At 39.4% G+C, this 19,020-nt stretch carries 23 protein-coding genes and 1 riboswitch; of the genes, 15 read left to right on the top strand and 8 right to left on the bottom strand.

What is annotated here, in order from left to right:
- Positions 1 to 36 precede the first annotated feature (36 nt).
- The 3 genes from gspF (at position 37) to I7H67_RS12445 (ending at position 2,326) form a co-directional block, all read left to right on the top strand.
- On the top strand, positions 37 to 1,242 hold the full coding sequence (gene gspF, locus I7H67_RS12455) for a type II secretion system inner membrane protein GspF (protein WP_198307986.1): 1,206 nt from the start codon (positions 37 to 39) through the stop codon (positions 1,240 to 1,242).
- Between the two features lie 20 nt (positions 1,243 to 1,262).
- Positions 1,263 to 1,712 (top strand): type II secretion system major pseudopilin GspG, encoded by a 450-nt coding sequence (gene gspG, locus I7H67_RS12450; RefSeq protein ID WP_171067764.1) that lies wholly within the window; start codon positions 1,263 to 1,265, stop codon positions 1,710 to 1,712.
- Between the two features lie 269 nt (positions 1,713 to 1,981).
- Entirely contained in the window at positions 1,982 to 2,326 is a 345-nt protein-coding gene (locus I7H67_RS12445) for a hypothetical protein (protein ID WP_107880653.1), read from the top strand.
- A gap of 64 nt (positions 2,327 to 2,390) precedes the next feature.
- On the opposite strand, the gene I7H67_RS12440 is transcribed toward I7H67_RS12445, so the two are convergent.
- On the bottom strand, positions 2,391 to 2,651 hold the full coding sequence (locus I7H67_RS12440) for a DUF2798 domain-containing protein (RefSeq protein WP_151988891.1): 261 nt from the start codon (positions 2,649 to 2,651) through the stop codon (positions 2,391 to 2,393).
- Positions 2,652 to 2,893: 242 nt separating this feature from the next.
- On the opposite strand from I7H67_RS12440, the gene I7H67_RS12435 reads away from it, so the two are divergent.
- A complete protein-coding gene (locus I7H67_RS12435; protein ID WP_005301940.1) occupies positions 2,894 to 3,232 on the top strand; it encodes a tRNA-binding protein in 339 nt (112 codons plus the stop codon).
- Between the two features lies 1 nt (position 3,233).
- Here the strand turns inward: I7H67_RS12435 and lnt are convergent, their stop codons facing one another.
- A complete protein-coding gene (lnt, locus tag I7H67_RS12430; protein WP_198307985.1) occupies positions 3,234 to 4,793 on the bottom strand; it encodes an apolipoprotein N-acyltransferase in 1,560 nt (519 codons plus the stop codon).
- Positions 4,790 to 5,629, bottom strand: a complete 840-nt coding sequence (locus I7H67_RS12425; RefSeq protein WP_004794939.1) for an HlyC/CorC family transporter — start codon at positions 5,627 to 5,629, stop codon at positions 4,790 to 4,792. Before I7H67_RS12425 ends, lnt begins: the two co-directional genes overlap by 4 nt.
- Positions 5,630 to 5,814: 185 nt before the next feature.
- Between I7H67_RS12425 and tusA the strand changes: the two genes are divergently transcribed.
- The gene (gene tusA, locus I7H67_RS12420) at positions 5,815 to 6,072 is read left to right on the top strand and encodes a sulfurtransferase TusA (protein ID WP_002053527.1); all 258 of its coding nucleotides are present in this window, start codon (positions 5,815 to 5,817) and stop codon (positions 6,070 to 6,072) included.
- A gap of 119 nt (positions 6,073 to 6,191) precedes the next feature.
- Positions 6,192 to 6,581, top strand: a complete 390-nt coding sequence (locus tag I7H67_RS12415) for a hypothetical protein (RefSeq protein WP_198307984.1) — start codon at positions 6,192 to 6,194, stop codon at positions 6,579 to 6,581.
- Between the two features lie 102 nt (positions 6,582 to 6,683).
- Here the strand turns inward: I7H67_RS12415 and I7H67_RS12410 are convergent, their stop codons facing one another.
- Positions 6,684 to 8,396 carry an electron transfer flavoprotein-ubiquinone oxidoreductase gene (locus I7H67_RS12410; protein WP_192834270.1) on the bottom strand — a complete coding sequence of 571 codons (1,713 nt, stop codon included), beginning with the start codon at positions 8,394 to 8,396 and terminating at the stop codon, positions 6,684 to 6,686.
- Positions 8,397 to 8,582: 186 nt separating this feature from the next.
- On the opposite strand from I7H67_RS12410, the gene I7H67_RS12405 reads away from it, so the two are divergent.
- The 5 genes from I7H67_RS12405 (at position 8,583) to I7H67_RS12385 (ending at position 12,986) form a co-directional block, all read left to right on the top strand.
- Positions 8,583 to 9,194, top strand: a complete 612-nt coding sequence (locus I7H67_RS12405) for a DUF1285 domain-containing protein (protein WP_004794931.1) — start codon at positions 8,583 to 8,585, stop codon at positions 9,192 to 9,194.
- A gap of 46 nt (positions 9,195 to 9,240) precedes the next feature.
- On the top strand, positions 9,241 to 10,107 hold the full coding sequence (gene murI, locus I7H67_RS12400) for a glutamate racemase (RefSeq protein WP_013199052.1): 867 nt from the start codon (positions 9,241 to 9,243) through the stop codon (positions 10,105 to 10,107).
- 116 nt (positions 10,108 to 10,223) lie between these two features.
- A complete protein-coding gene (locus tag I7H67_RS12395) occupies positions 10,224 to 11,228 on the top strand; it encodes a DUF4062 domain-containing protein (RefSeq protein WP_198307983.1) in 1,005 nt (334 codons plus the stop codon).
- 73 nt (positions 11,229 to 11,301) lie between these two features.
- Entirely contained in the window at positions 11,302 to 12,318 is a 1,017-nt protein-coding gene (gene hemH / locus I7H67_RS12390) for a ferrochelatase (protein WP_198307982.1), read from the top strand.
- A gap of 23 nt (positions 12,319 to 12,341) precedes the next feature.
- The gene (locus I7H67_RS12385; RefSeq protein ID WP_004794923.1) at positions 12,342 to 12,986 is read left to right on the top strand and encodes an MBL fold metallo-hydrolase; all 645 of its coding nucleotides are present in this window, start codon (positions 12,342 to 12,344) and stop codon (positions 12,984 to 12,986) included.
- Here the strand turns inward: I7H67_RS12385 and I7H67_RS12380 are convergent.
- Complete coding sequence (locus tag I7H67_RS12380; protein ID WP_004794921.1) at positions 12,983 to 13,177, bottom strand: DNA gyrase inhibitor YacG; 195 nt, start codon at positions 13,175 to 13,177, stop codon at positions 12,983 to 12,985. The two genes, I7H67_RS12385 and I7H67_RS12380, sit on opposite strands and share 4 nt — an antisense overlap.
- A gap of 87 nt (positions 13,178 to 13,264) precedes the next feature.
- Between I7H67_RS12380 and I7H67_RS12375 the strand changes: the two genes are divergently transcribed.
- From I7H67_RS12375 to crcB, 4 genes are all read left to right on the top strand, one after another.
- Positions 13,265 to 13,903 (top strand): SAM-dependent methyltransferase, encoded by a 639-nt coding sequence (locus I7H67_RS12375; RefSeq protein ID WP_198307981.1) that lies wholly within the window; start codon positions 13,265 to 13,267, stop codon positions 13,901 to 13,903.
- Positions 13,893 to 15,098 (top strand): TIGR03862 family flavoprotein, encoded by a 1,206-nt coding sequence (locus I7H67_RS12370; protein ID WP_198307980.1) that lies wholly within the window; start codon positions 13,893 to 13,895, stop codon positions 15,096 to 15,098. Before I7H67_RS12375 ends, I7H67_RS12370 begins: the two co-directional genes overlap by 11 nt.
- 77 nt (positions 15,099 to 15,175) lie before the next feature.
- Entirely contained in the window at positions 15,176 to 15,586 is a 411-nt protein-coding gene (locus I7H67_RS12365) for a GFA family protein (RefSeq protein ID WP_005301972.1), read from the top strand.
- 45 nt (positions 15,587 to 15,631) lie between these two features.
- A riboswitch (Fluoride riboswitch) is annotated at positions 15,632 to 15,698 on the top strand.
- Between the two features lie 126 nt (positions 15,699 to 15,824).
- A complete protein-coding gene (crcB, locus tag I7H67_RS12360) occupies positions 15,825 to 16,205 on the top strand; it encodes a fluoride efflux transporter CrcB (RefSeq protein ID WP_151826412.1) in 381 nt (126 codons plus the stop codon).
- Between the two features lie 418 nt (positions 16,206 to 16,623).
- Here the strand turns inward: crcB and I7H67_RS12355 are convergent, their stop codons facing one another.
- From I7H67_RS12355 to I7H67_RS12345, 3 genes are all read right to left on the bottom strand, one after another.
- A complete protein-coding gene (locus I7H67_RS12355) occupies positions 16,624 to 16,959 on the bottom strand; it encodes a HopJ type III effector protein (protein WP_151766762.1) in 336 nt (111 codons plus the stop codon).
- 250 nt (positions 16,960 to 17,209) lie between these two features.
- A complete protein-coding gene (locus tag I7H67_RS12350; RefSeq protein ID WP_005301976.1) occupies positions 17,210 to 17,464 on the bottom strand; it encodes a type B 50S ribosomal protein L31 in 255 nt (84 codons plus the stop codon).
- A gap of 101 nt (positions 17,465 to 17,565) precedes the next feature.
- A complete protein-coding gene (locus tag I7H67_RS12345) occupies positions 17,566 to 18,864 on the bottom strand; it encodes an ABC1 kinase family protein (protein ID WP_198307979.1) in 1,299 nt (432 codons plus the stop codon).
- Between the last annotated feature and the right edge of the window lie 156 nt (positions 18,865 to 19,020).

Raw genomic sequence — 19,020 nt, 5'->3', positions numbered from 1 at the left:
CAGCGACTATTATTTTTGGAAAATTAGAACATTACCATGCCTGCATATCAATTTACTGCCATTGATGCTTCAGGGAAGCAGCAAAAAGGAGTGCTTGAAGGAGATTCAGCACGCCAGATTCGCCAACAATTACGCGATAAAGCATGGACACCAATTAGTGTTGACCCTGTTGAACAAAAAGATAAACATCAAAGTCAGGGGTTATTCCAAAAAAAGTTCAGTGCTTATGATTTGGCACTCATGACCAGACAACTTTCTGTTTTGGTTGCAGCAGCAATTCCTCTAGAAGAAGCTTTACGTGCGGTAAGCAGGCAAAGTGAAAAACCGCATGTGCAAAACCTTTTATTATCTGTCCGTTCTCGCGTTTTAGAAGGGCATTCACTCGCACAAGGTATGCAACAATCTGGACGGTTTCCAGACCTCTATATTGCAACGGTCGCCGCTGGTGAGCGTTCTGGGCATTTAGATCTGATTTTAGATCAGCTCTCGGATTACACCGAAAACCGTTTTGCCATGCAAAAGAAAGTTCAGGGCGCCATGATTTACCCAATCATTTTAATGCTGATGTCTTTTGGTATTGTGATGGGCTTAATGACTTATGTTGTACCAGAGATTGTAAAAACGTTTGACCAAAGCAAAGATGCCTTGCCGTGGATTACAGTTGCTTTAATGAAAGCCAGTGATTTTATCCGTCATGCTTGGGTGTTTATTATTATTTTTGCAGTTGTAGGAATTGTTGCATTTGTACGATTCTTAAAAACGACTGCTGGGCATTATGCTTTTGATCGATTAACACTCAAATTGCCATTATTCGGTAAACTGTCACGTGGTATTAATTCTGCACGATTTGCCAGTACTTTATCTATTTTGACTCGTTCAGGCGTACCTTTGGTCGATGCCTTAAAGATTGGTGCAGCAGTGACCAGTAATTGGGTCATGCGTGATTCAATTGCCCATGCAGCTGAGCGTGTTACCGAAGGTGGTAACTTGGGTACACAACTTGAGCGTAGTGGTTATTTCCCGCCAATGATGGTACAAATGATTCGAAGTGGTGAGGCATCAGGCGAACTGGACCGCATGTTAGAACGTGCATCGACCATGCAAGATCGTGAGGTTACAACATTCATTTCAACCTTACTGGCATTACTTGAACCACTTATGCTGGTTCTAATGGCAAGCATTGTACTGGTTATTGTAATCGCGGTTATGCTGCCAATCGTAAATATGAACAATATGATTTAATAACTTTGATATTAGAGATAATGATGAAAGTACAACCTATGCAACGCAAACGAAATAAAAACTCAGGATTTACCCTCATTGAAGTCATGGTCGTGATTGTAATTTTAGGCGTGTTAGCAGCGTTAATCGTACCAAATGTCATGGGGCGTAGTGAAAAAGCTAAAATTGATACCACCCAAATTACATTAAAAGGTGTGGCTGGTGCTTTAGATCAGTACAAACTTGATAACGGACATTTCCCAACCATGCAAGAAGGCGGGCTAGATGCTTTAGTTAATCAACCTGCAACAGCGAAAAACTGGATGCCGGGTGGCTATGTAAAAGGTGGTTATCCTAAAGACAGTTGGAAAAACGATATTCAATATGTCATTCCTGGGGCAGATGGTCGCGCTTTTGATTTGTATTCATTTGGAGCAGATGGCAAAGATGGTGGTGAGGGTAATGATGCGGATATTTATTATCAGCCTTAATTGAAAATATAATAGAGATTATCAATTCAGTTAAAAAGATAAACCGATAAATTCGAATTGATAATCTCTCTCAATCATGAAAATATAATAAATAATTGAAAAATATAAATTAAAATTAATAATGATATTTGAGATTTATAATAAGAATTATTCCCATATTTAATAGTTACAAGAAAGTTAAAATGTAGAGAAAAATAAGCTATATATTTAAATGAAAGCTTTGCATAATAAATAAAAAGCACTTTATTCCATTAAAAAGGAGAGATTAAATGAAAGCATTTCTCATATTAGATGAACTGACTCAGTTTCATTGGGTAATGCTGAAGTCTGTCCTATTGATTTTGGGTTTATTGCCGCTTGCTGAATTTTCATTAAAGCTATGGCTGAGTACAGAGGGAAGTAGCCAAATTATGATTGGCTTCTTTGCATTAAGTATTGTGAGTGCATGGTTGATGGTGAGCTTCTTTACCGCATTAAAAGCGAGTGTCTGGCAAGCTAAACAAATATCTACTAAATATGAGCAATTACTGTTTAAAGCTTATCGTTATGTACCCATGGTCTTTTTATCAAGCCTAGTTGCTTATTTATCTTTGGAACTATCTATCGCTTTTTAATGATATTTTAAAAGCAGATTTTTAAATAAAACGTAGACTCAACATCTACGTTTTATTTTTTTAGTTAAGCAGGTTGTACTAATATTGCCGTGATTTTACGAACTACAGGTAAGACCAAAAGTAACGTTGGAAAAGCGATTAACCAAGAAATTGTCCATGCAGACATCCAGACATAAATGGAAAATTCTTCTAGCCCTAAACTTCGTAAAGTACTGACCATAGACACTACAAAAGTCATAATGATGGATAGAAGAAAAGGTAAAACGATAGATGTATAGCGATTTGGAATTTTTTTAAAACTAGACAAAGATTTTGAGTTTTGCATTTTTGACTCCGTAAACCAACAAACGCCAGTGCCATTCAAAAATATAAAAATATTTTGAACAAATAGCTCCAAGCATTGTTGGAGGTATGTTGGCACGTTGATTGACGTAAACGTTTACGGCTTTTGATGAGCAGATTTAATTTAGCATGAATTTTGAAAACTGGAAATAAAAAGAGGGTGTTTCTTTATTTGTACATATTATATGCTTCAAATCAGATATTTAAGAACATGAGAAAAAGCAAATGGAACAAATCGAGTGGAATGATTTTTTAAAAGTAGAGCTTCGTGTTGGTAAAATTATTCAAGCTGAGGTTTTTGAAAAAGCGCGTAAACCTGCCTATATTTTACATGTAGATTTTGGTGAAGAATTGGGTATACGTAAATCGAGTGCTCAGATTACTAAACTTTATCAACCACAAGATTTAATTGGTAAATTAGTTGTTGCTGTAGTGAATTTCCCTAAAAAACAAATAGGGCCTATTCAGTCAGAATGTTTGGTGACAGGGTTTCATAACGCGGATGGGGATGTTGCACTTTGTATCCCAGAGTTTGAAGTTCCTCTGGGTACAAAGCTATTATAATTTAGCGACGTGATTTAAAAGAAACGTCAACTTTACGTGGACGATAAATCCAACCTAAAATCAGCAGTAATACTGCAAATCCTAACACTGGATAATCACCTAAACGGTTATAAAGAGTTTGACCTTGCATGGCAGGTAAATCACCTCTCAAGACAAACTCTTTATCGAGCGGTGCTTGTTCAGTGATATGACCATTTTGATCGATAAATGCTGTTACACCAGTGTTGGTTGCACGAATAAACCAGCGACCATTTTCTTTAGCACGCATCTGCACCATCTGTAAATGTTGCCATGGCCCCGCAGTACCCGTAAACCAAGCGTCATTAGATACAGTCACTAAAAAGTCGCTGTCTTCTGCATTGCGTCGGGTAAGGTTTGGATAAGCCACTTCATAACAAATCGCAGCAGCAAGCGCATGTCCTTTAATCATGAGTGGTTTCTGGTTACTCTCACCACGTGAAAAACCGCTCATGCTAATATCATTTTGCATGGCTGGTAATACCCATGAGAGTAAACCTGATAGTGGAATATATTCACCAAACGGCACAAGACGCTGCTTTTTATAGAGACCGCTTGAGTCGCTACCAGAAGCCATAATACTGTTGTAATACAGCGGGCTACCGACTTCATGAGATTTGGTAACATCCCAGTAAGGAATTCCGGTTACCCATGCAGTGTGGTTCTTTTTCGCTTGTGCATCCATTGCATCCAAAAACGGTTCAATGTCAGTTTGGAAGAGTGGAATTGAAGATTCAGGCCATACAATTAAGTCACGGCCCCATTCAGATTGAGTCAGACCAGCATAAATTTCTAATGTTCTAACTTGATATTCAGTCAGCCATTTTAAATCTTGTGGAATGTTGCCTTGAATGAGCGAAACGCTAAGTGGTTTAGCAGCTTTAGGTTTTACAAACTGTATATATGATGCTCCCCATGCACCTAAAACCAATAGGGCAGACGGGATAACCCAGAAAATACGCTTGCGCAGAACTTCAACTAAAGCACACGCTAATACAATAACAACGAAGGAAATTGCATAAATACCGAATAGAGGTGCGTAACCATCGAGTAAACGTTCAGTAAAAGCGTAACCGACAAACAGCCATGGGAAACCTGTAAATACCCAAGTTTTTGCCCACTCGAAAACAATCCAGAGCGGTGCAAAAGTCAGTGGCGTTTCAGGGAAGAAACGTCGGTAAACCCAAGTCTGAAGTGCGGTGAATAAGCCCATAAGCAGGGCCATAATAGCAATCATACCTACGCTTAGAAAAGCATTGGTATCGCCATATACATGGATGGACGTGTAGAGCCAAAAAGCGCCTACAAACCATAAGCCGAAGCCATAGCTCCAGCCAATAGCAAATGCTTGTTTAGCTGAGCGTTTATGTAGTGATGCATAGAGTAGGGCTGGAGATAAAATTGCCAGCCACCACCAATAATAAGGTGCCAGTGAAAAACTGAACACGGCACCTGAAAATAAAGCAATGAGTAAAGGAAAAATTAAAGGAAGCTGTTTTTGTTGTTGCGAAGAATCTAACAGCTTTTCAAAGTATGCTCTCATTGACGTACAGCTCGAATCAGATGAATAGTGCGGGCATCTGCTTCAACGATTGTAAATAACCAATTTCCAAGTTCAACAGTTTGTCCTTGTAAATCACTTACTAGACCAATCTCTTGAAGTAATAAACCGCCGACAGTTTCTACTTCATCGTCAGAAAAATCAGCATCTAAAACAGTATTGAAATGTTCGATTGGTGTAAGTGCTTGCACCATCCATGCATTTGCTACCGTATGGTCATTGTCCGGAACAATGTACTGTGCATCTTCATCAGCAGTGTCATGTTCATCTTCAATTTCGCCAACGATTTCTTCAAGAATATCTTCGAGCGTAACAAGACCAGCCGTTGAACCATATTCATCAATCACAATAGCAATGTGAGTCTGAGTATGTTTCAACATGCGTAGAACCTGATCGGAACGCGCACTTTCTGGAACAAACAAAGGCTGACGCATAAGAACTCGAATATCGACTTTGGTATTCGGTTCGGTTAGAAACGGCAGTAAATCTTTTGCGAGCAAAATCCCGACAACATTATCAGGCTGATCAGAAGAGAAGACTGGAAAGCGTGAGTGAGCAGACTCGACCAATACATCAAGAATATCAAGTAACTGATCATCTTCTTGCAAACTGATCATTGCTGTTCGTGGTGTCATGACTTCACGAATTTTTGTAGCTGGAAGGTCAAGAACACCTTCAAGCATGGCAACAGTATCTGGTTCTAAAAAGCGACGTGAATTTTGGACTAATTTTAATAATTCATCACGGGTTTCTGGTGCTGTGCCTAACCATTTTCGTAAGCCGCGCATTCCCCACGACGGACTTGGTTCCTCTTGCATGATCTTTCCTAAAGACTCAATCTATCAAATGAATACTTTGAATCATACCGAAGAAAACATGCTTATGCATCTATAAAACAAGCTAAAAGACAAAACGTATATTGTTATGTAAAAGCCAGTTACAGTTAACAGCGCAGTAATTTGTTTATGCTAAAATGTGAAAATTCTATTTGTTCGAGTTTGTTATGTCAGAGCAACCCATTTCACCTACTGTACAACTCAATACGCGTGGTTTACGTTGTCCGGAACCTGTCATGATGTTGCATCAAGCCATCCGCAAATCTAAGTCTGGCGATGTGGTTGAAGTCTTCGCAACAGATAATTCGACCTCGTGGGATATTCCTAAATTTTGTATGCATTTAGGCCATGAGTTGCTTTTGCAAGAAGAACGCTTAGATGAAAATGGTCATAAAGAATTTCATTACTTAGTGAAAAAAGGGTAATAGAATAATAAGGCTTCTAATAACGACGATTAGGAGCCATTAATAATTCAAATTTAATTTGAAATGATAATTTTTTACAAATAAGAATCGTTATATAATTTATAAAATTAAGTATATAAATGACGTATAAAAATGAATATTTTGTAAAACGAAGCTTATTTATTTTTCTTTGGTTTTTCTGTATTGCCATTTTATTAAATCTAGAAACTTCTTGGTTATCTGAAACTCTTGCCACCATTATTTTAGTTACTCTTATTATTTTTGGCTCAATTCTGTTGGGTTATAGAAATACATATTTTGCTCCCGAACCAAAAATAAAGATGAGTCTGATTTTACATACAGGTTTTATGGGGCTTATGTTAGTTGTTGATTTATTGTTTGGGAAATCAGTTTGGTACTTCGATTTAGCGCGAAACTTTGGTTTTCTTGGCCTGTTTTTATTAGGCTCATTTATTTTTTATAAAAAGAACCTCAATTTAAACGTAGCAAAAATACCGCCTTTTCAATAAGCAGATTCCAATAAAAAAGCCCCGAATAATCGGGGCTTTTTTATTACATATTAGGGTATGAGACACGGCTAGCAAAGCAATGCTTTGCCGTGTCGCAAGGAATTACATATTAGGATAATTCGGACCACCGCCGCCTTCTGGCGTTACCCATGTGATGTTTTGAGATGGGTCTTTAATATCACAGGTCTTACAGTGAACACAGTTTGCTGCGTTAATCTGGAAGCGTTTAGAACCATCATTATCTTCCATGATTTCATAAACACCAGCAGGGCAGTAGCGCTGCGCAGGCTCATCCCATTTCGGTAAGTTTACATTCACTGGAATTGAAGGATCTGTAAGCTTCAAGTGAGCTGGCTGGTTTTCTTCATGTACAGTGTTTGAGATAAATACAGAAGATAAACGGTCAAATGTAAGCTTGCCATCAGGTTTTGGATAGTTTGGCTTAAAGCTAGTTGCATCAACAGTTTTCAATGCAGCGAAGTCTTGCTTCAAGTCATGTAAAGTGAATGGCACTTTAAAGACATTTTGGTCGATAAAGTTAAATGCACCACCTATCCATTGACCAAATTTATGCATTGCTGGACCAAAGTTACGAGAGTTATAAAGCTCTTCTTTTAACCAGCTGTTGTTGAATTTGTCAGTGTATGAAGTTAATTCTTTAGTGAATAAATCTTCACCTTCAGTAACGCGCGCAATCGCAAGGTCACCACCTTTTTCTACACCAGCAGCAATCGCTTCAAATACAGCTTCACCACATAACATGCCTGATTTCATGGCAGTGTGTGAGCCTTTGATTTTTGCAAAGTTCAAGAAACCTGCGTCATCACCAATCAAGCAACCGCCCGGGAAAGTCAATTTAGGCAATGAGTTAAAACCGCCTTTCACTACAGCACGTGCACCGTAAGAAATACGCTTACCACCTTCTAAATACTGTTTAATCAGTGGGTGAGTTTTCCAGCGCTGCATTTCCATGAATGGATACATGTGTGGATTTTCATAAGATAAGTCCACAATCATACCCAAAGTTACTTGGTTGTTTTCAGCGTGGTATAACCACCAACCACCAGAAGAACCAGTTTCAGCCAATGGCCAGCCAGCACCGTGCATCACTAAGCCCGGCTTATGTTTTGCTGGGTCAATTTCCCAAAGTTCTTTAATCCCGATACCGTAGTGCTGTGGATCAGCATCTTTATCAAGATTGTATTTCGCAATGAGGCGTTTACCTAAGTGACCACGGCAACCTTCAGCAAAGAGAGTGTATTTAGCGTGAAGTTCATATCCTGGAGTAAAGTTATGCGTTGGTTCGCCATCTTTACCAATACCCATATCACCAGTTTGAATACCTTTTACAGTACCGTCTTCATGGTAAAGCACTTCAGATGCAGCAAAACCAGGGAAGATAGAAACTTCTAGTTCTTCAGCTTTTTGACCTAACCAGCGAACAACGTTACCTAACGAGATAACATAGTTACCATCATTGTGCATGGTTTTAGGAACCATCCAGTGAGGTGCTTCTTTAGAAGTGGTTTCTGAAAGTAAGAAGAATGTCTTGTCTTCAGTTACAGGTACGTTAAGAGGCGCGCCTTCTTCTTTCCAGTTCGGGAAAAGTTCATTGATGGCACGTGGCTCAAGCACAGCACCAGACAAGATATGCGCACCTACTTCAGAGCCTTTTTCAACTACACAAACAGAAAGATCGGGTAAGTTTTTTTCAATCGCTAATTGACGGATCTTAATCGCAGCAGACAGACCGGCAGGTCCTGCACCTACGATGACAACGTCAAACTCCATCGATTCACGTTCGATGTGTTCCATGTAGGACTCCTCAATACTTAAAGGTGGCAACCGTCATATTCAGAAATTCGGTGCTGCCGTGAGTGTTTTAATCCATAGGCGCAAATATGCTATTGTGCCTTTTATCGTTTTGGCTAGTATAGTTTTAAACCATGATCTAGCCAATTGGCTGAGTCGTCATATTTTTTCGTCAGCAAGGCATAAACTATGGTAAATCAAAATAATTCCCCATCGGATATGGGAAAAATACCGTTATCTGATGATAAAAACTTAATGAACATTGCACAATACTTAAAAGGTGTACAGCAAAGTCACAAAAGGTCAATTCCACCTTTAGAGCAGTGGCATCCAAAGCATTGCGGCAAAATGGATTTGACGGTTAAAGCCAATGGAGAATGGTGGCACGAAGGTCAATTAATTAAGCGCCAAGCCCTATTAGATCTATTTACCAAAGTCCTATGGAAAGAAGAAGGGAAATTCTACCTGAAAACCCCCGTAGAACAAATTGAAATTGAGGTTGAAGATGAACCTTTATTAGTCAATCAGGTCGATCAAGTTGAAATTTCAGGTGATCAATTTTTACAACTGACCACGACCAATCAAGATGTGATTTTGGTTGATGCCGAACATCCAATTTTTATGCGTGAATATGCAGGGGAGTTACGTCCTTATGTGCATGTGCGTTTTGGAATTAATGCGCTTATTCAACGTCAGTCTTTTTATCACTTAGTGAACTATGGAACACTCATCGAAAAAGAGAATGGTGAAACCGTTTTAGAGTTAAAAAGTGGTAATTTGCTCTTGCAATTAGGCACTTGAGGTTTAAGCTTTAGGAAGTGAAATTTTCTGACACTTCAGTACAGCTATGACCGCCATACAACCTCTATTTACCGATCTAGAACCTATGCCTAAAGCATCAGCAGATGCCCCAATTGGTATTTTTGATTCGGGAATTGGGGGAATGTCAGTTGCAGCGGAAATAGCTAGATATTTGCCGAATGAACGCATTGTGTATTATGCCGACACAGCCTACGTTCCTTATGGCCCACGTTCTGATGAAGAAATTAGAGAGCTCACAGCTCGCGCAGTCGATTGGTTATACCGCCAAGGTTGTAAAATTGCGGTGGTTGCCTGTAATACAGCTTCAGCATTTAGTCTTGACCATTTACGTGAACATTATGGTGAACACTTTCCAATCGTAGGGTTAGTTCCAGCATTAAAACCTGCCGTATTACAGACACGTTCTAAAGTGGTTGCTGTGTTGGCCACACCGGCTACTTTTCGTGGGCAACTTATTAAAGATGTTGTTGAGAAGTTTGCTGTTCCGGCGGGTGTTAAAGTGATGACCTTAACCAGCCTTGAACTTGTTCCTTGTGTAGAAGCGGGACAGCAAATGGGAGAGGCGTGTTTAACGGCATTAAAAGAGGTTTTACAGCCTGCCGCGGAGCAAGGTGCAGACTATTTAGTGCTCGGTTGTACGCATTATCCTTTCTTAAATGAAGCAATTCATCATCTTTTTGATAACCAATTCACACTGGTTGATTCGGGATTCGCAGTTGCCCGACAAACAGCCCGTATTTTAATAAAAAATGCGTTATTATGTGACCAAATAGGTCAGAATGTTGCACGTATTGAATGTTACGTCAGCGGAAATAATGCTGACGCACTGCAACCTGTTTTACAACATATGATTCCACAAGAGTTAACTTGGACACTTCATAATCTGAACTGATCTTTTAGCATCATTTAGAAAATAGTGTTTTTTATATTTATTATTTTATTTGGGGCGGTTCATGATCTTGGCTGATTTTAAGTCACATACAGATCATGAGGCGAAAGGGTATTATTATGCTCGATACACGCTATCAGATTTTTATTTCAACGTCTGGCCGCGATATGCAGCCAGAGCGAATGGTTTTGTCTCAAACCTTGGTGGGGATGGGTTTCTTTGCTTGGGGACTAGAACATCGAACACCTTTAACAACCACACTTGCACGTCGACAAATTGATGAATGTGATTATCTAATCTTACTTCTAGGAAGTCAGTATGGAGAACAATCGATTTCTGGTGTGAGCTATCTGTCTTTAGAATATGAATACGCGTTAAGTCAGGCTAAACCTATTATTGTGTTCATGCATGAACAGCCTGAAAGCCGTGAAGTAGATTTACAAGAAACACATCCACAACTTAAAGATAAATTTCTCGCATTTAGAAAAAAGTTATTACACGAAGCAAAGCATATTTTTTACTTTAAAACTCCACGTGAATTGGAGTTGGCTGTTCGTTTAAATATTCCTTTAATGGTTGAGCAACATATGGGACAAGGTTGGGTTCCTGCTCATCAAGCTCAGCAGTTAGAAGATGAAATTAGACTATTAAGAAGTAAAATTTTGCATTTAGAGCAGCGAGTAACCGAGCCATCAATACAGTTAAAGGAAGTTGCACCGCAAGATATTTTTGCATTTGAATATCAGATTCAAGCATTTCAGGATGGCAACTTTAAAGAGCTTAAACGACAGAGACAAATGACATGGTCTCAGTTGTTGAGCGTGCTGGCAAAGCGCTTTGAAACAGCTGTGCCAGAAGAGAATTTTGGAATTTGTCTGAATGAATATTTAAATCAGGCTGGCTTAGAAGATGCTCGTCAGGAATTACCTCGTGCACATGCGGTGGCTTGCGCACAGATTAATCATAAGGCACTGTTTCGAATTAAAAATCAAATGCAATCACAAGGTTGGATTGTCCCAACACAAACTGAGCAATCATATGACCTTTGGAAACTAACCACTAAAGCTCAAAAGATATTGCTTAGTTATAAATGGAACAATCGAGGCGTTCGATTAAAAGCTTAGAGCGATTCAATTTATATATGACACTGAAAACTGTTACATTAGTGTCATAAGATGAACTGAAAGGCATTTACACATGTCGTTTGAACAAAAACCGAAAGTTACTGTCATTTTAGCGAATTTAGGCACACCAGATGAGGCGACTGTGCCTGCGGTGCGCCGTTTTTTAAAACAGTTTTTATCTGATTCACGCGTGATTGAAATACCGAAATTCATTTGGTGGATTATTTTAAATCTGTTTGTTTTACCTTTTCGCCCGAAAAGAGTAGCGCATGCCTATGCTTCAGTATGGTCAGCAGATTCGCCGATGCGCGAAATTGTGTTTGAACAAACCAAACGTGTGCAGGCTTATTTAGAACAAGAAAATAAACAGTTTGATTTAACGGTTTTACCCGCAATGACTTACGGTAATCCGGGTATTGATAAAGTTTTAGAAAAATTGGCGGCTAACCCACAAGAACATGTCATTTTAATGCCTTTATTTCCTCAATATTCTGCAACGTCTACAGCGCCGTTATATGATGCATTTGCCAAGTGGATTCCAGCTCAGCGGAACTTGCCGGGTCTAACCATCATTAAAGACTATTATCAGCATCCTATGTTTATTCAAGCATTGGCAGAAAGCGTTTTAGCCTACCAAGAGCAGCATGGTAAACCTGAAAAACTGTTGATGTCATTTCACGGTATTCCGCAGCCTTATGCAGATAAAGGCGACCCTTATGCAGATCGTTGTCGTATTACAGCAAAGTTAGTTGCTGAAGCCTTACATTTAAAAGAGGATGAATGGGCAATTAGTTTCCAATCACGTTTTGGAAAACAAGAATGGGTGAAGCCTTATACAGACCAGCTTTTACAAGATTGGGCGAAGCAAGGCGTTAAGTCCGTTCAGGTATTAAGCCCAGCTTTTTCTGCCGATTGTTTAGAAACACTTGAAGAATTAGCTATTCAAAACGCAGAGTTGTTTCAAGAAGCAGGTGGTGGTAGCTATGCTTATATTCCAGCTTTGAATAGCGATCAGGCTCATATTGATTTGCTTGCAGGTTTAGTTCAGGCTAATCTTGATGCCCTTACCCATACCTTAGCCCACCGTTAATTGCGTTTTAGCCAGAGGTTCTTATGCTGCAAGTCAAAATTGTTCCCGTTACTGCATTTGCTCAAAATTGTTCCCTTGTTTGGGACAGTGAAACGAAAGAAGCAGTTTTGATTGATGCAGGTGGCGATGCTGCTGTTTTGAAAAAAGAAGTAGAAGCCTTAGGTTTAAAAGTGAAGGCTTTGTGGCTAACTCATGGGCATTTAGATCATGCGGGAGCAGTAGGTGAGCTTGCCAAAGAATGGAGCGTTCCAGTTATTGGCCCACACAAAGAAGATCAGTTCTGGCTAGACATGATTCAGGAAGTATCAGCACGTTATGGCTTTCCGATTCCACAACCTGTCAAAGTTGATCAATGGCTTGAAGGTGGTGAAGTACTAAAACTGGGTGAAGATGAATTTGAAGTACGCTTTGCACCAGGGCATACACCAGGGCATGTGGTTTTCTATAATAAAAACCATGGCTTACTTTGGACAGGCGATGTTCTGTTTAAAGGTTCGATTGGGCGAACAGATTTCCCACGTGGCAACCATGAGCAGTTGATTGAATCGATTAAACGTGAGTGTTTTAGTTTGCCAGATGATACTCAGTTTATTTCTGGACATGGTCCAATGAGTACCATTGGCTATGAAAAGCAATTTAACCCGTTTGTCGCGGGTAAAGCAGGTTAATCTTCATAATCATCTTCATTTTGACTACCCTTGTTTTGCTGAGGAGCATCTTGGGTAGGCAGTCTATATTCATCATTTGCCCAAGCGCCTAAATCAATTAATTTACAACGCTCTGAACAAAACGGACGAAATTCATTGCCTTCCCAAACACTTGGTTCACCACAACGTGGGCAGGGAAATGTACGTGGCATAAAGCGATATCCTCAAAGTGAAGAGAAATAGATTAGGCAAAAGTCAGGTGACTTGTTAGACTTATGCCGATTTTTATTTAGTTTGATGTGATTATGCCGATTCGTCAATTTCAAGCACAACGTATGCAAGCGCCTCGCGATTTTACTCCAATTGAAAATACCCCGATTTGTGTAGAAATTGGAGCGGGCAAGGGCAAACATGCTTTGCTTTTTAGTGGGCAACAGCCACAGCACACGTTGTATGCAATTGAACGAACCCGAGAAAAATTCTTGGCAATGCAAAAGCAGCATGGTTTGGAACCAAGAGATAACTTGGTGCCTGTACATGCAGATGCTTTACCTTGGGTAGTACATGCTTTGCACCCGGCTCAAGTTGAACATTTCTTTATTCTCTACCCAAATCCAGAACCACATAATCCGGCACAGCGTTGGTTAAACATGCCATTTTTTGAGTTCTTAATATCGCGTCTGCAAACAGGTGGAACCATTACTCTGGCAAGTAATATTCCTGAATATATTGAAGAGGCAGAGCAGCAGTTATTAAATGTATGGAAGCTGCCTTACCAAAAAGAAAAAATTGCTCAAACCTCTGCACGTACCCATTTTGAAATTAAGTATTTAGAGCGTGGTGAGCTTTGCCAGCAACTCATAATGACTAAGCCTGAAGATTATAAAACTCGATTTGATGAGTTCGCGCCATTGCAAGGGCAAACACATGGTGAATAAGCGGGTTGCCATTATTGGAGCAGGCCCAGCAGGTCTTATGGCTGCTGAGGTGCTTAGCCAATACGCTTATGATATTGATGTCTATGAACAAAAGCCTTCAGCGGCACGTAAGTTTCTGATGGCAGGTAAAACTGGGTTAAACATCTCGCACGCCGAACCTTTAGCCCAGTTCATTGACCGTTATGACCATGCAGAATGGCTCAAACCGTGGGTTGAAAAATGGGATGCAGTCTGGATTCAAAGCTGGATGAAAAGTCTGAGAATTGAATCTTATGTGGGCACCTCAGGTCGCATTTTCCCTGTCGAAATGAAAGCTGCTCCTTTACTGCGTGCTTGGCTAAAACGCTTGGCAGAGCAACAAGTTAAATTCTTTTATCGTCATCGTTGTATTAATTTACAAGGTACAACGGCGACTTTAGAAAACCAAAATAATCAAAGCACTGAAACTTTTACCCAGCAATATGATGCAGTTGTATTGGCCTGCGGTGCGGTGTCGTGGTCACAATTAGGTAGTGATGGTGCATGGCAGCAATGGGTGGATCAATCTGATATTGAACCTTTCCAGCCAAGTAATGCAGGGGTATTGCACACTTGGTCAGCTTTTATGGAAAGCTGTTTTGGTGAACCTTTAAAGCGTATCAATGCGTGGGTTGAACCTAGCCAAGTTACTCATGGCGATATTGTGATTACTCACTATGGTTTAGAAAGTGGTGTTATTTATAAACTTGGACGTGCTTTACGAGAACAGCAAAAACAAGGAAAAAGCTTAAATCTATTTTTAGATTTATTGCCCGATGTAGAGTTGTTCCAGTTAATTAAAAAATTGCAGGCTGGTAAAAAACAATCGCTCACTAATATTTGGCGTAAAGCAGGTTTAGATACGGCCAAAATTAACTTAATTAGAGAAGTCGTTGATAAAGCTTTATGGAGCCAACCAGAGACTATGGCTCAGCAAATTAAAGCACTTCAAATCAAGTTAGATGGCTTTAGGCCTATTGAAGAGGCGATTAGTTGTGCTGGTGGTATTAAGCAAAAAGCATTAACTGAGAACTTGAGCCTTAAACAAATCTCAGGTGTGTTTTGTTGTGGTGAAATGCTGGATTGGGATGCTCCTACAGGTGGATATTTACTTACAGCATGCTTTGCTACAGGGCGAGCGGCTGGTGAAGGCGTGCATTTATTCTTAGAAAAATAACAGCGAATTTGGTGCTATTTTTGATATGTGAAAAGTGTTATTTTTGAGCGATCAATAATAATAGGATTTACGAGAACATGTCTCAAGCATCACCAGTTTATCAAGGAAGTTGTTTGTGCCAAGGTATTCGCTATGAAATTAAAGGCGATATCGGGGATATCATTCAATGCCATTGTCAACGTTGCCGAAAATCCAATGGAACAGCATTTGCCACGAATGCTCCTGTTAAAAGTACAGATTTTAAAATCACCCAAGGTGAAAACTTAGTTAAAAAATTCGCTGTGGAAGGTGTGTACCGCTGGTTCTGTAGCGAATGTGGTTCACCTTTGATTAGTTCGCGTGATGCTCAGCCTGAACTGTATCGTGTAAGAATTGGGACACTGGATACACCATTAGAGCAAAAACCGACAATGCATATTTTTGCTGCCTCTAAGGCAGAGTGGGAATGCATTCGTGACGATTTACCGCAATACGATGAACGTCCATGATTTTACAAGGTATGTTTAAATCAAATTCAAGATGATCTAATATACTTAAAACGGGGAGATGGCATTCCTCCCCTGAAAAACCGCCGTATTGGCTAATGATGCCTACGTTACCCTCATGTATTTATATATCGCTGGGTACGTAGGTTATTGCGTACTCTGCTTATTTTTGGAGTACGCTATGTCATATTTTCCTTCATTATTTTTTGCTCTTTTAGCGTCTATCTAAAGGGGTGGTCTTATGTATTATTCTCTACTTTCAATTGCTTTAGGCTCAGTTCTAGGGGCGTGGTTACGTTGGTTTTTAGGTTTAAAACTTAACCCGATTTACCCGCAAATTCCACTCGGTACTGTCACTGTTAATTTGGTCGGTGGTTTTATTATTGGTTTTGCGATTGCCTACTTTTCTCAAAGTGATTTAAGCCCGAATTATAAGCTCTTTGTGATTACGGGTTTTTGTGGTGCTTTAACTACGTTTTCAACGTTCTCGATTGAGATTGTGACTTTATTGCAAAGTGGTAAGTTGGGAATGGCGATGTTGGGAATTTCCATTCATTTAATTGGATCGTTAATTTTTACGTATTTGGGGTTGGCGACTTATTATTGGGTAGCAGGACATTGAGTGTTTGTTTTGGTTGAAATGTTTACCGCTGAGTCTTTTCAATAAAGTTTTATATCTGGATTAGCCGTCGGCTCGACCTACTTTTGTTTTGGCAAAAGTAGGCAAAACCATTTTCATCAACAGAACCTGTTATCTGTTTACAATTATCAAATATGTTGCAAAAACATTATATGGCTGATTTGAGTCAGGCTGTTGATGACTTACCGAGTATCGAATACAAGAGGTTAATCAAATAATTTAATTAATAATTAGTCATTTACTATCGTGACAGACGGCAGGGATGCTGTCGTTTCGCTGTGCTACATGGATGTAGCATCAGCGGAACAAAGGGTTTTGTCACTTTTGCCCTCAAAAGTGAGGCATTGCCTATTAACAGGCTTTTGAAAATCTCATGATTTGAGGCTGTGCTAAAAAATGATTAAGCTTTTTCTGCCAAAGCCTGACCTTCAAACTTCACACCATCCCAACCATTTTGCATAAACTGACGAATATTCTGATGATCAGTTCCCTCAGGTGTAGCCAATACAGATGCGTAGTGCTCTACAAATAAACTTAAAGTTTGAGCTTGGTCTAAACCTTGTAACTTGGCAAAAGAGAAAACTTTTGCACTGCCTTGATTTTCAGTCGCAGCATTATGCTGTGCGCCATTTTGAAAAGCCGTTGGAGTATGTTGGTAACGTGCTTCAATATGAGCTAAAACGTCTGAAAATTTTGCTGTGCCTGCTTGTAATTGTGCAAGTAACTCTTGTGCCATTATCTTAAACTTCCTATTAAATGAGGGTTCAAGCATAGCATCGAATAGCAACTTTGAAAGCTCGGCGAATGCAAAAAATGATGAGTTGTGGGAAAAATAAGAAGAGTTTTTATACAAGTTGTGGATAGGTTCTCTTTTATACACAACATAAAAAGATTGAAAAAATACACATAAAAAAAGAAGCCTAAGTGGAGGAGATAGTCTTAGGCTTCCAATGATTTAAGTGTATTGGTCAAATCTTAACGTAAGATTAACTCTTACGATTAAAGCGAGCGAAGCGTTTATTAAAGGTTGCAACGCGGCCTTCGTTACTTGCTTGACGTACTTCACCTGTGTAGAAAGGGTGAGATGCACTTGAAATATCAAGGGTTACATAAGGATAGACTTTTCCTTGATATTCTTTGGTTTGTTTAGACTGAAGAGTACTACCAATTAAAAAGTACACGTCTGCATTGGTGTCATGAAATAACACTTGTTGATAAGCAGGATGAATATCTTTACGCATGAGAGATTGTCCTAAATTATTTTTGATTAAAGAAATGTTATAACATAACAATTAAAAAGTCAATGTAACCCCTAGAAGGCTACATTAATCAGTAAATTAAGTTAGTTAGAAGGCGGGACAAGCTCTTCAAATAGTCCATTCAAATTGTCATGAACTTTTAAGTGAATTAGGTTCCAGTAGTGTCCTGAAATGGTCCTGTTGACCATCAAAGTGTCTGGTGAAGGCTTAAAGACATCCCAGTACTTCAAAGATTTTTTCACAAGCAACATGCCATCATGATGTGATGAGTTCTCGGCAAAATCATAAGTGGTGGTAAGCGGACGTAATAACACTTCAATCCAGAGTTTATAAAGATCGCTCGGGAATTTGCCTTTTTCGGCTAGTGAATGTAGCTCAAGTAACTCAGTTTCAATCAAATCGATATTTTCATGACGAGCTGCATTTACTAAACGCTTAAAGCTATACACAATTTCATTTGAAAGTGTTTTAACACTGCCATAGTCATAAATAATGACACTGCCGTCTTGGCGGAAGGCAAAGTTACCCGGGTGAGGGTCGCAGTGAAAACGTTTTAAAAAGAACATTTCCTGACCTAAAGCACGAATCAAACGACGTCCAATCGTATTTCGAATTTCAATAGGCCAAGCGCTGGCAGTTTCAATGCTGTCACCTTGTTCGAGGCTCAAGGTTAAAATACGTCTTGAAGAGTAATCTTTATAAACAGTAGGGATGATAATTTTGTCATCTAACTGGCTATGAAAGGTTTTAAAAACTTCAAGGTTTTGAGCCTCGATTTCATAGTTAAGTTCTGCTGAAAGACTATCCTGAATTTCTGCAAAAAGCTGATCTTGTAGCTTTTTATCAATTTTAAGTACGCCCATTAAACGAAGGGCTAAACGCACTTGTTTTAAGTCACTTTCACAGGCCTCATCAACACCCGGATATTGCACTTTCACTACAACTTGTTCGCCACTAGGTAGGGTAGCTTTGTGAACTTGGCCAATTGAAGCAGCTGCAAAAGGTTCTTGGTCAAAAGATTTAAAGGCAACATTGAGCGGTTTTCCAAGCTCACGTTCAACTTGTTGCTGAATGGCAGCAAAAGGCATGGCTGGGGCTTGGCGTTGTAACTTTGAAATTGCTTTGGCGACTTCGGGTGGGAAAATATCTTTATATTGAGATGCAATTTGGCCGACTTTCATGACGGCACCTTTCATTTCACCTAAGGTATCGGCAATTTGTAAACCAATATCCTGAAATAACTTGGTTTTTGAAGCCAGCTTTTGCTCTTCATCTGCGGTCAAGTTTCGAATCGAGTTAGAAACGGTTTTCGTTGCAATGCTCGCGGTCATTCCTGCAAGTTTCATAAATCGTTTGCCGGGTGAACTTGCATTCTTTGCCATATCTTCGATACCTCATTGACTACAACATAATATTGCCTAGTTTTGATCATAGGTGACAAAGCTTAAAAAGCCTATATGAAATTGTTTATCTCATGTAAGAAATTTTTCGAAAAACAAAATGTTATTTTTATAGTAAAAAATATGAAAAGCTTGTGA

Origin of the sequence: Acinetobacter sp. ACIN00229, from assembly GCF_016106645.1 — a bacterium.
GTDB classification, from domain to species: Bacteria; Pseudomonadota; Gammaproteobacteria; order Pseudomonadales; family Moraxellaceae; genus Acinetobacter; species Acinetobacter oleivorans.
This window is presented reverse-complemented; position numbering and strand designations above follow the sequence as displayed.

What these genes read in the sequence shown, in the direction of transcription:
- gspF (WP_198307986.1), top strand. Translation starts at nt 37, where the DNA reads ATGCCTGCATATCAATTTACTGCCATTGATGCTTCAGGGAAGCAGCAA.
- murI (WP_013199052.1), top strand. Translation starts at nt 9,241, where the DNA reads ATGACCGCCATACAACCTCTATTTACCGATCTAGAACCTATGCCTAAA.
- I7H67_RS12370 (WP_198307980.1), top strand. Translation starts at nt 13,893, where the DNA reads ATGGTGAATAAGCGGGTTGCCATTATTGGAGCAGGCCCAGCAGGTCTT.
- I7H67_RS12380 (WP_004794921.1), bottom strand. Translation starts at nt 13,177, where the DNA reads ATGCCACGTACATTTCCCTGCCCACGTTGTGGTGAACCAAGTGTTTGG.
- crcB (WP_151826412.1), top strand. Translation starts at nt 15,825, where the DNA reads ATGTATTATTCTCTACTTTCAATTGCTTTAGGCTCAGTTCTAGGGGCG.
- I7H67_RS12405 (WP_004794931.1), top strand. Translation starts at nt 8,583, where the DNA reads ATGGTAAATCAAAATAATTCCCCATCGGATATGGGAAAAATACCGTTA.
- I7H67_RS12345 (WP_198307979.1), bottom strand. Translation starts at nt 18,864, where the DNA reads ATGGCAAAGAATGCAAGTTCACCCGGCAAACGATTTATGAAACTTGCA.
- I7H67_RS12425 (WP_004794939.1), bottom strand. Translation starts at nt 5,629, where the DNA reads ATGCAAGAGGAACCAAGTCCGTCGTGGGGAATGCGCGGCTTACGAAAA.
- gspG (WP_171067764.1), top strand. Translation starts at nt 1,263, where the DNA reads ATGATGAAAGTACAACCTATGCAACGCAAACGAAATAAAAACTCAGGA.
- I7H67_RS12365 (WP_005301972.1), top strand. Translation starts at nt 15,176, where the DNA reads ATGTCTCAAGCATCACCAGTTTATCAAGGAAGTTGTTTGTGCCAAGGT.
- tusA (WP_002053527.1), top strand. Translation starts at nt 5,815, where the DNA reads ATGTCAGAGCAACCCATTTCACCTACTGTACAACTCAATACGCGTGGT.
- I7H67_RS12350 (WP_005301976.1), bottom strand. Translation starts at nt 17,464, where the DNA reads ATGCGTAAAGATATTCATCCTGCTTATCAACAAGTGTTATTTCATGAC.
- I7H67_RS12415 (WP_198307984.1), top strand. Translation starts at nt 6,192, where the DNA reads ATGACGTATAAAAATGAATATTTTGTAAAACGAAGCTTATTTATTTTT.
- I7H67_RS12445 (WP_107880653.1), top strand. Translation starts at nt 1,982, where the DNA reads ATGAAAGCATTTCTCATATTAGATGAACTGACTCAGTTTCATTGGGTA.
- I7H67_RS12355 (WP_151766762.1), bottom strand. Translation starts at nt 16,959, where the DNA reads ATGGCACAAGAGTTACTTGCACAATTACAAGCAGGCACAGCAAAATTT.
- hemH (WP_198307982.1), top strand. Translation starts at nt 11,302, where the DNA reads ATGTCGTTTGAACAAAAACCGAAAGTTACTGTCATTTTAGCGAATTTA.
- lnt (WP_198307985.1), bottom strand. Translation starts at nt 4,793, where the DNA reads ATGAGAGCATACTTTGAAAAGCTGTTAGATTCTTCGCAACAACAAAAA.
- I7H67_RS12395 (WP_198307983.1), top strand. Translation starts at nt 10,224, where the DNA reads ATGCTCGATACACGCTATCAGATTTTTATTTCAACGTCTGGCCGCGAT.
- I7H67_RS12435 (WP_005301940.1), top strand. Translation starts at nt 2,894, where the DNA reads ATGGAACAAATCGAGTGGAATGATTTTTTAAAAGTAGAGCTTCGTGTT.
- I7H67_RS12440 (WP_151988891.1), bottom strand. Translation starts at nt 2,651, where the DNA reads ATGCAAAACTCAAAATCTTTGTCTAGTTTTAAAAAAATTCCAAATCGC.
- I7H67_RS12410 (WP_192834270.1), bottom strand. Translation starts at nt 8,396, where the DNA reads ATGGAACACATCGAACGTGAATCGATGGAGTTTGACGTTGTCATCGTA.
- I7H67_RS12385 (WP_004794923.1), top strand. Translation starts at nt 12,342, where the DNA reads ATGCTGCAAGTCAAAATTGTTCCCGTTACTGCATTTGCTCAAAATTGT.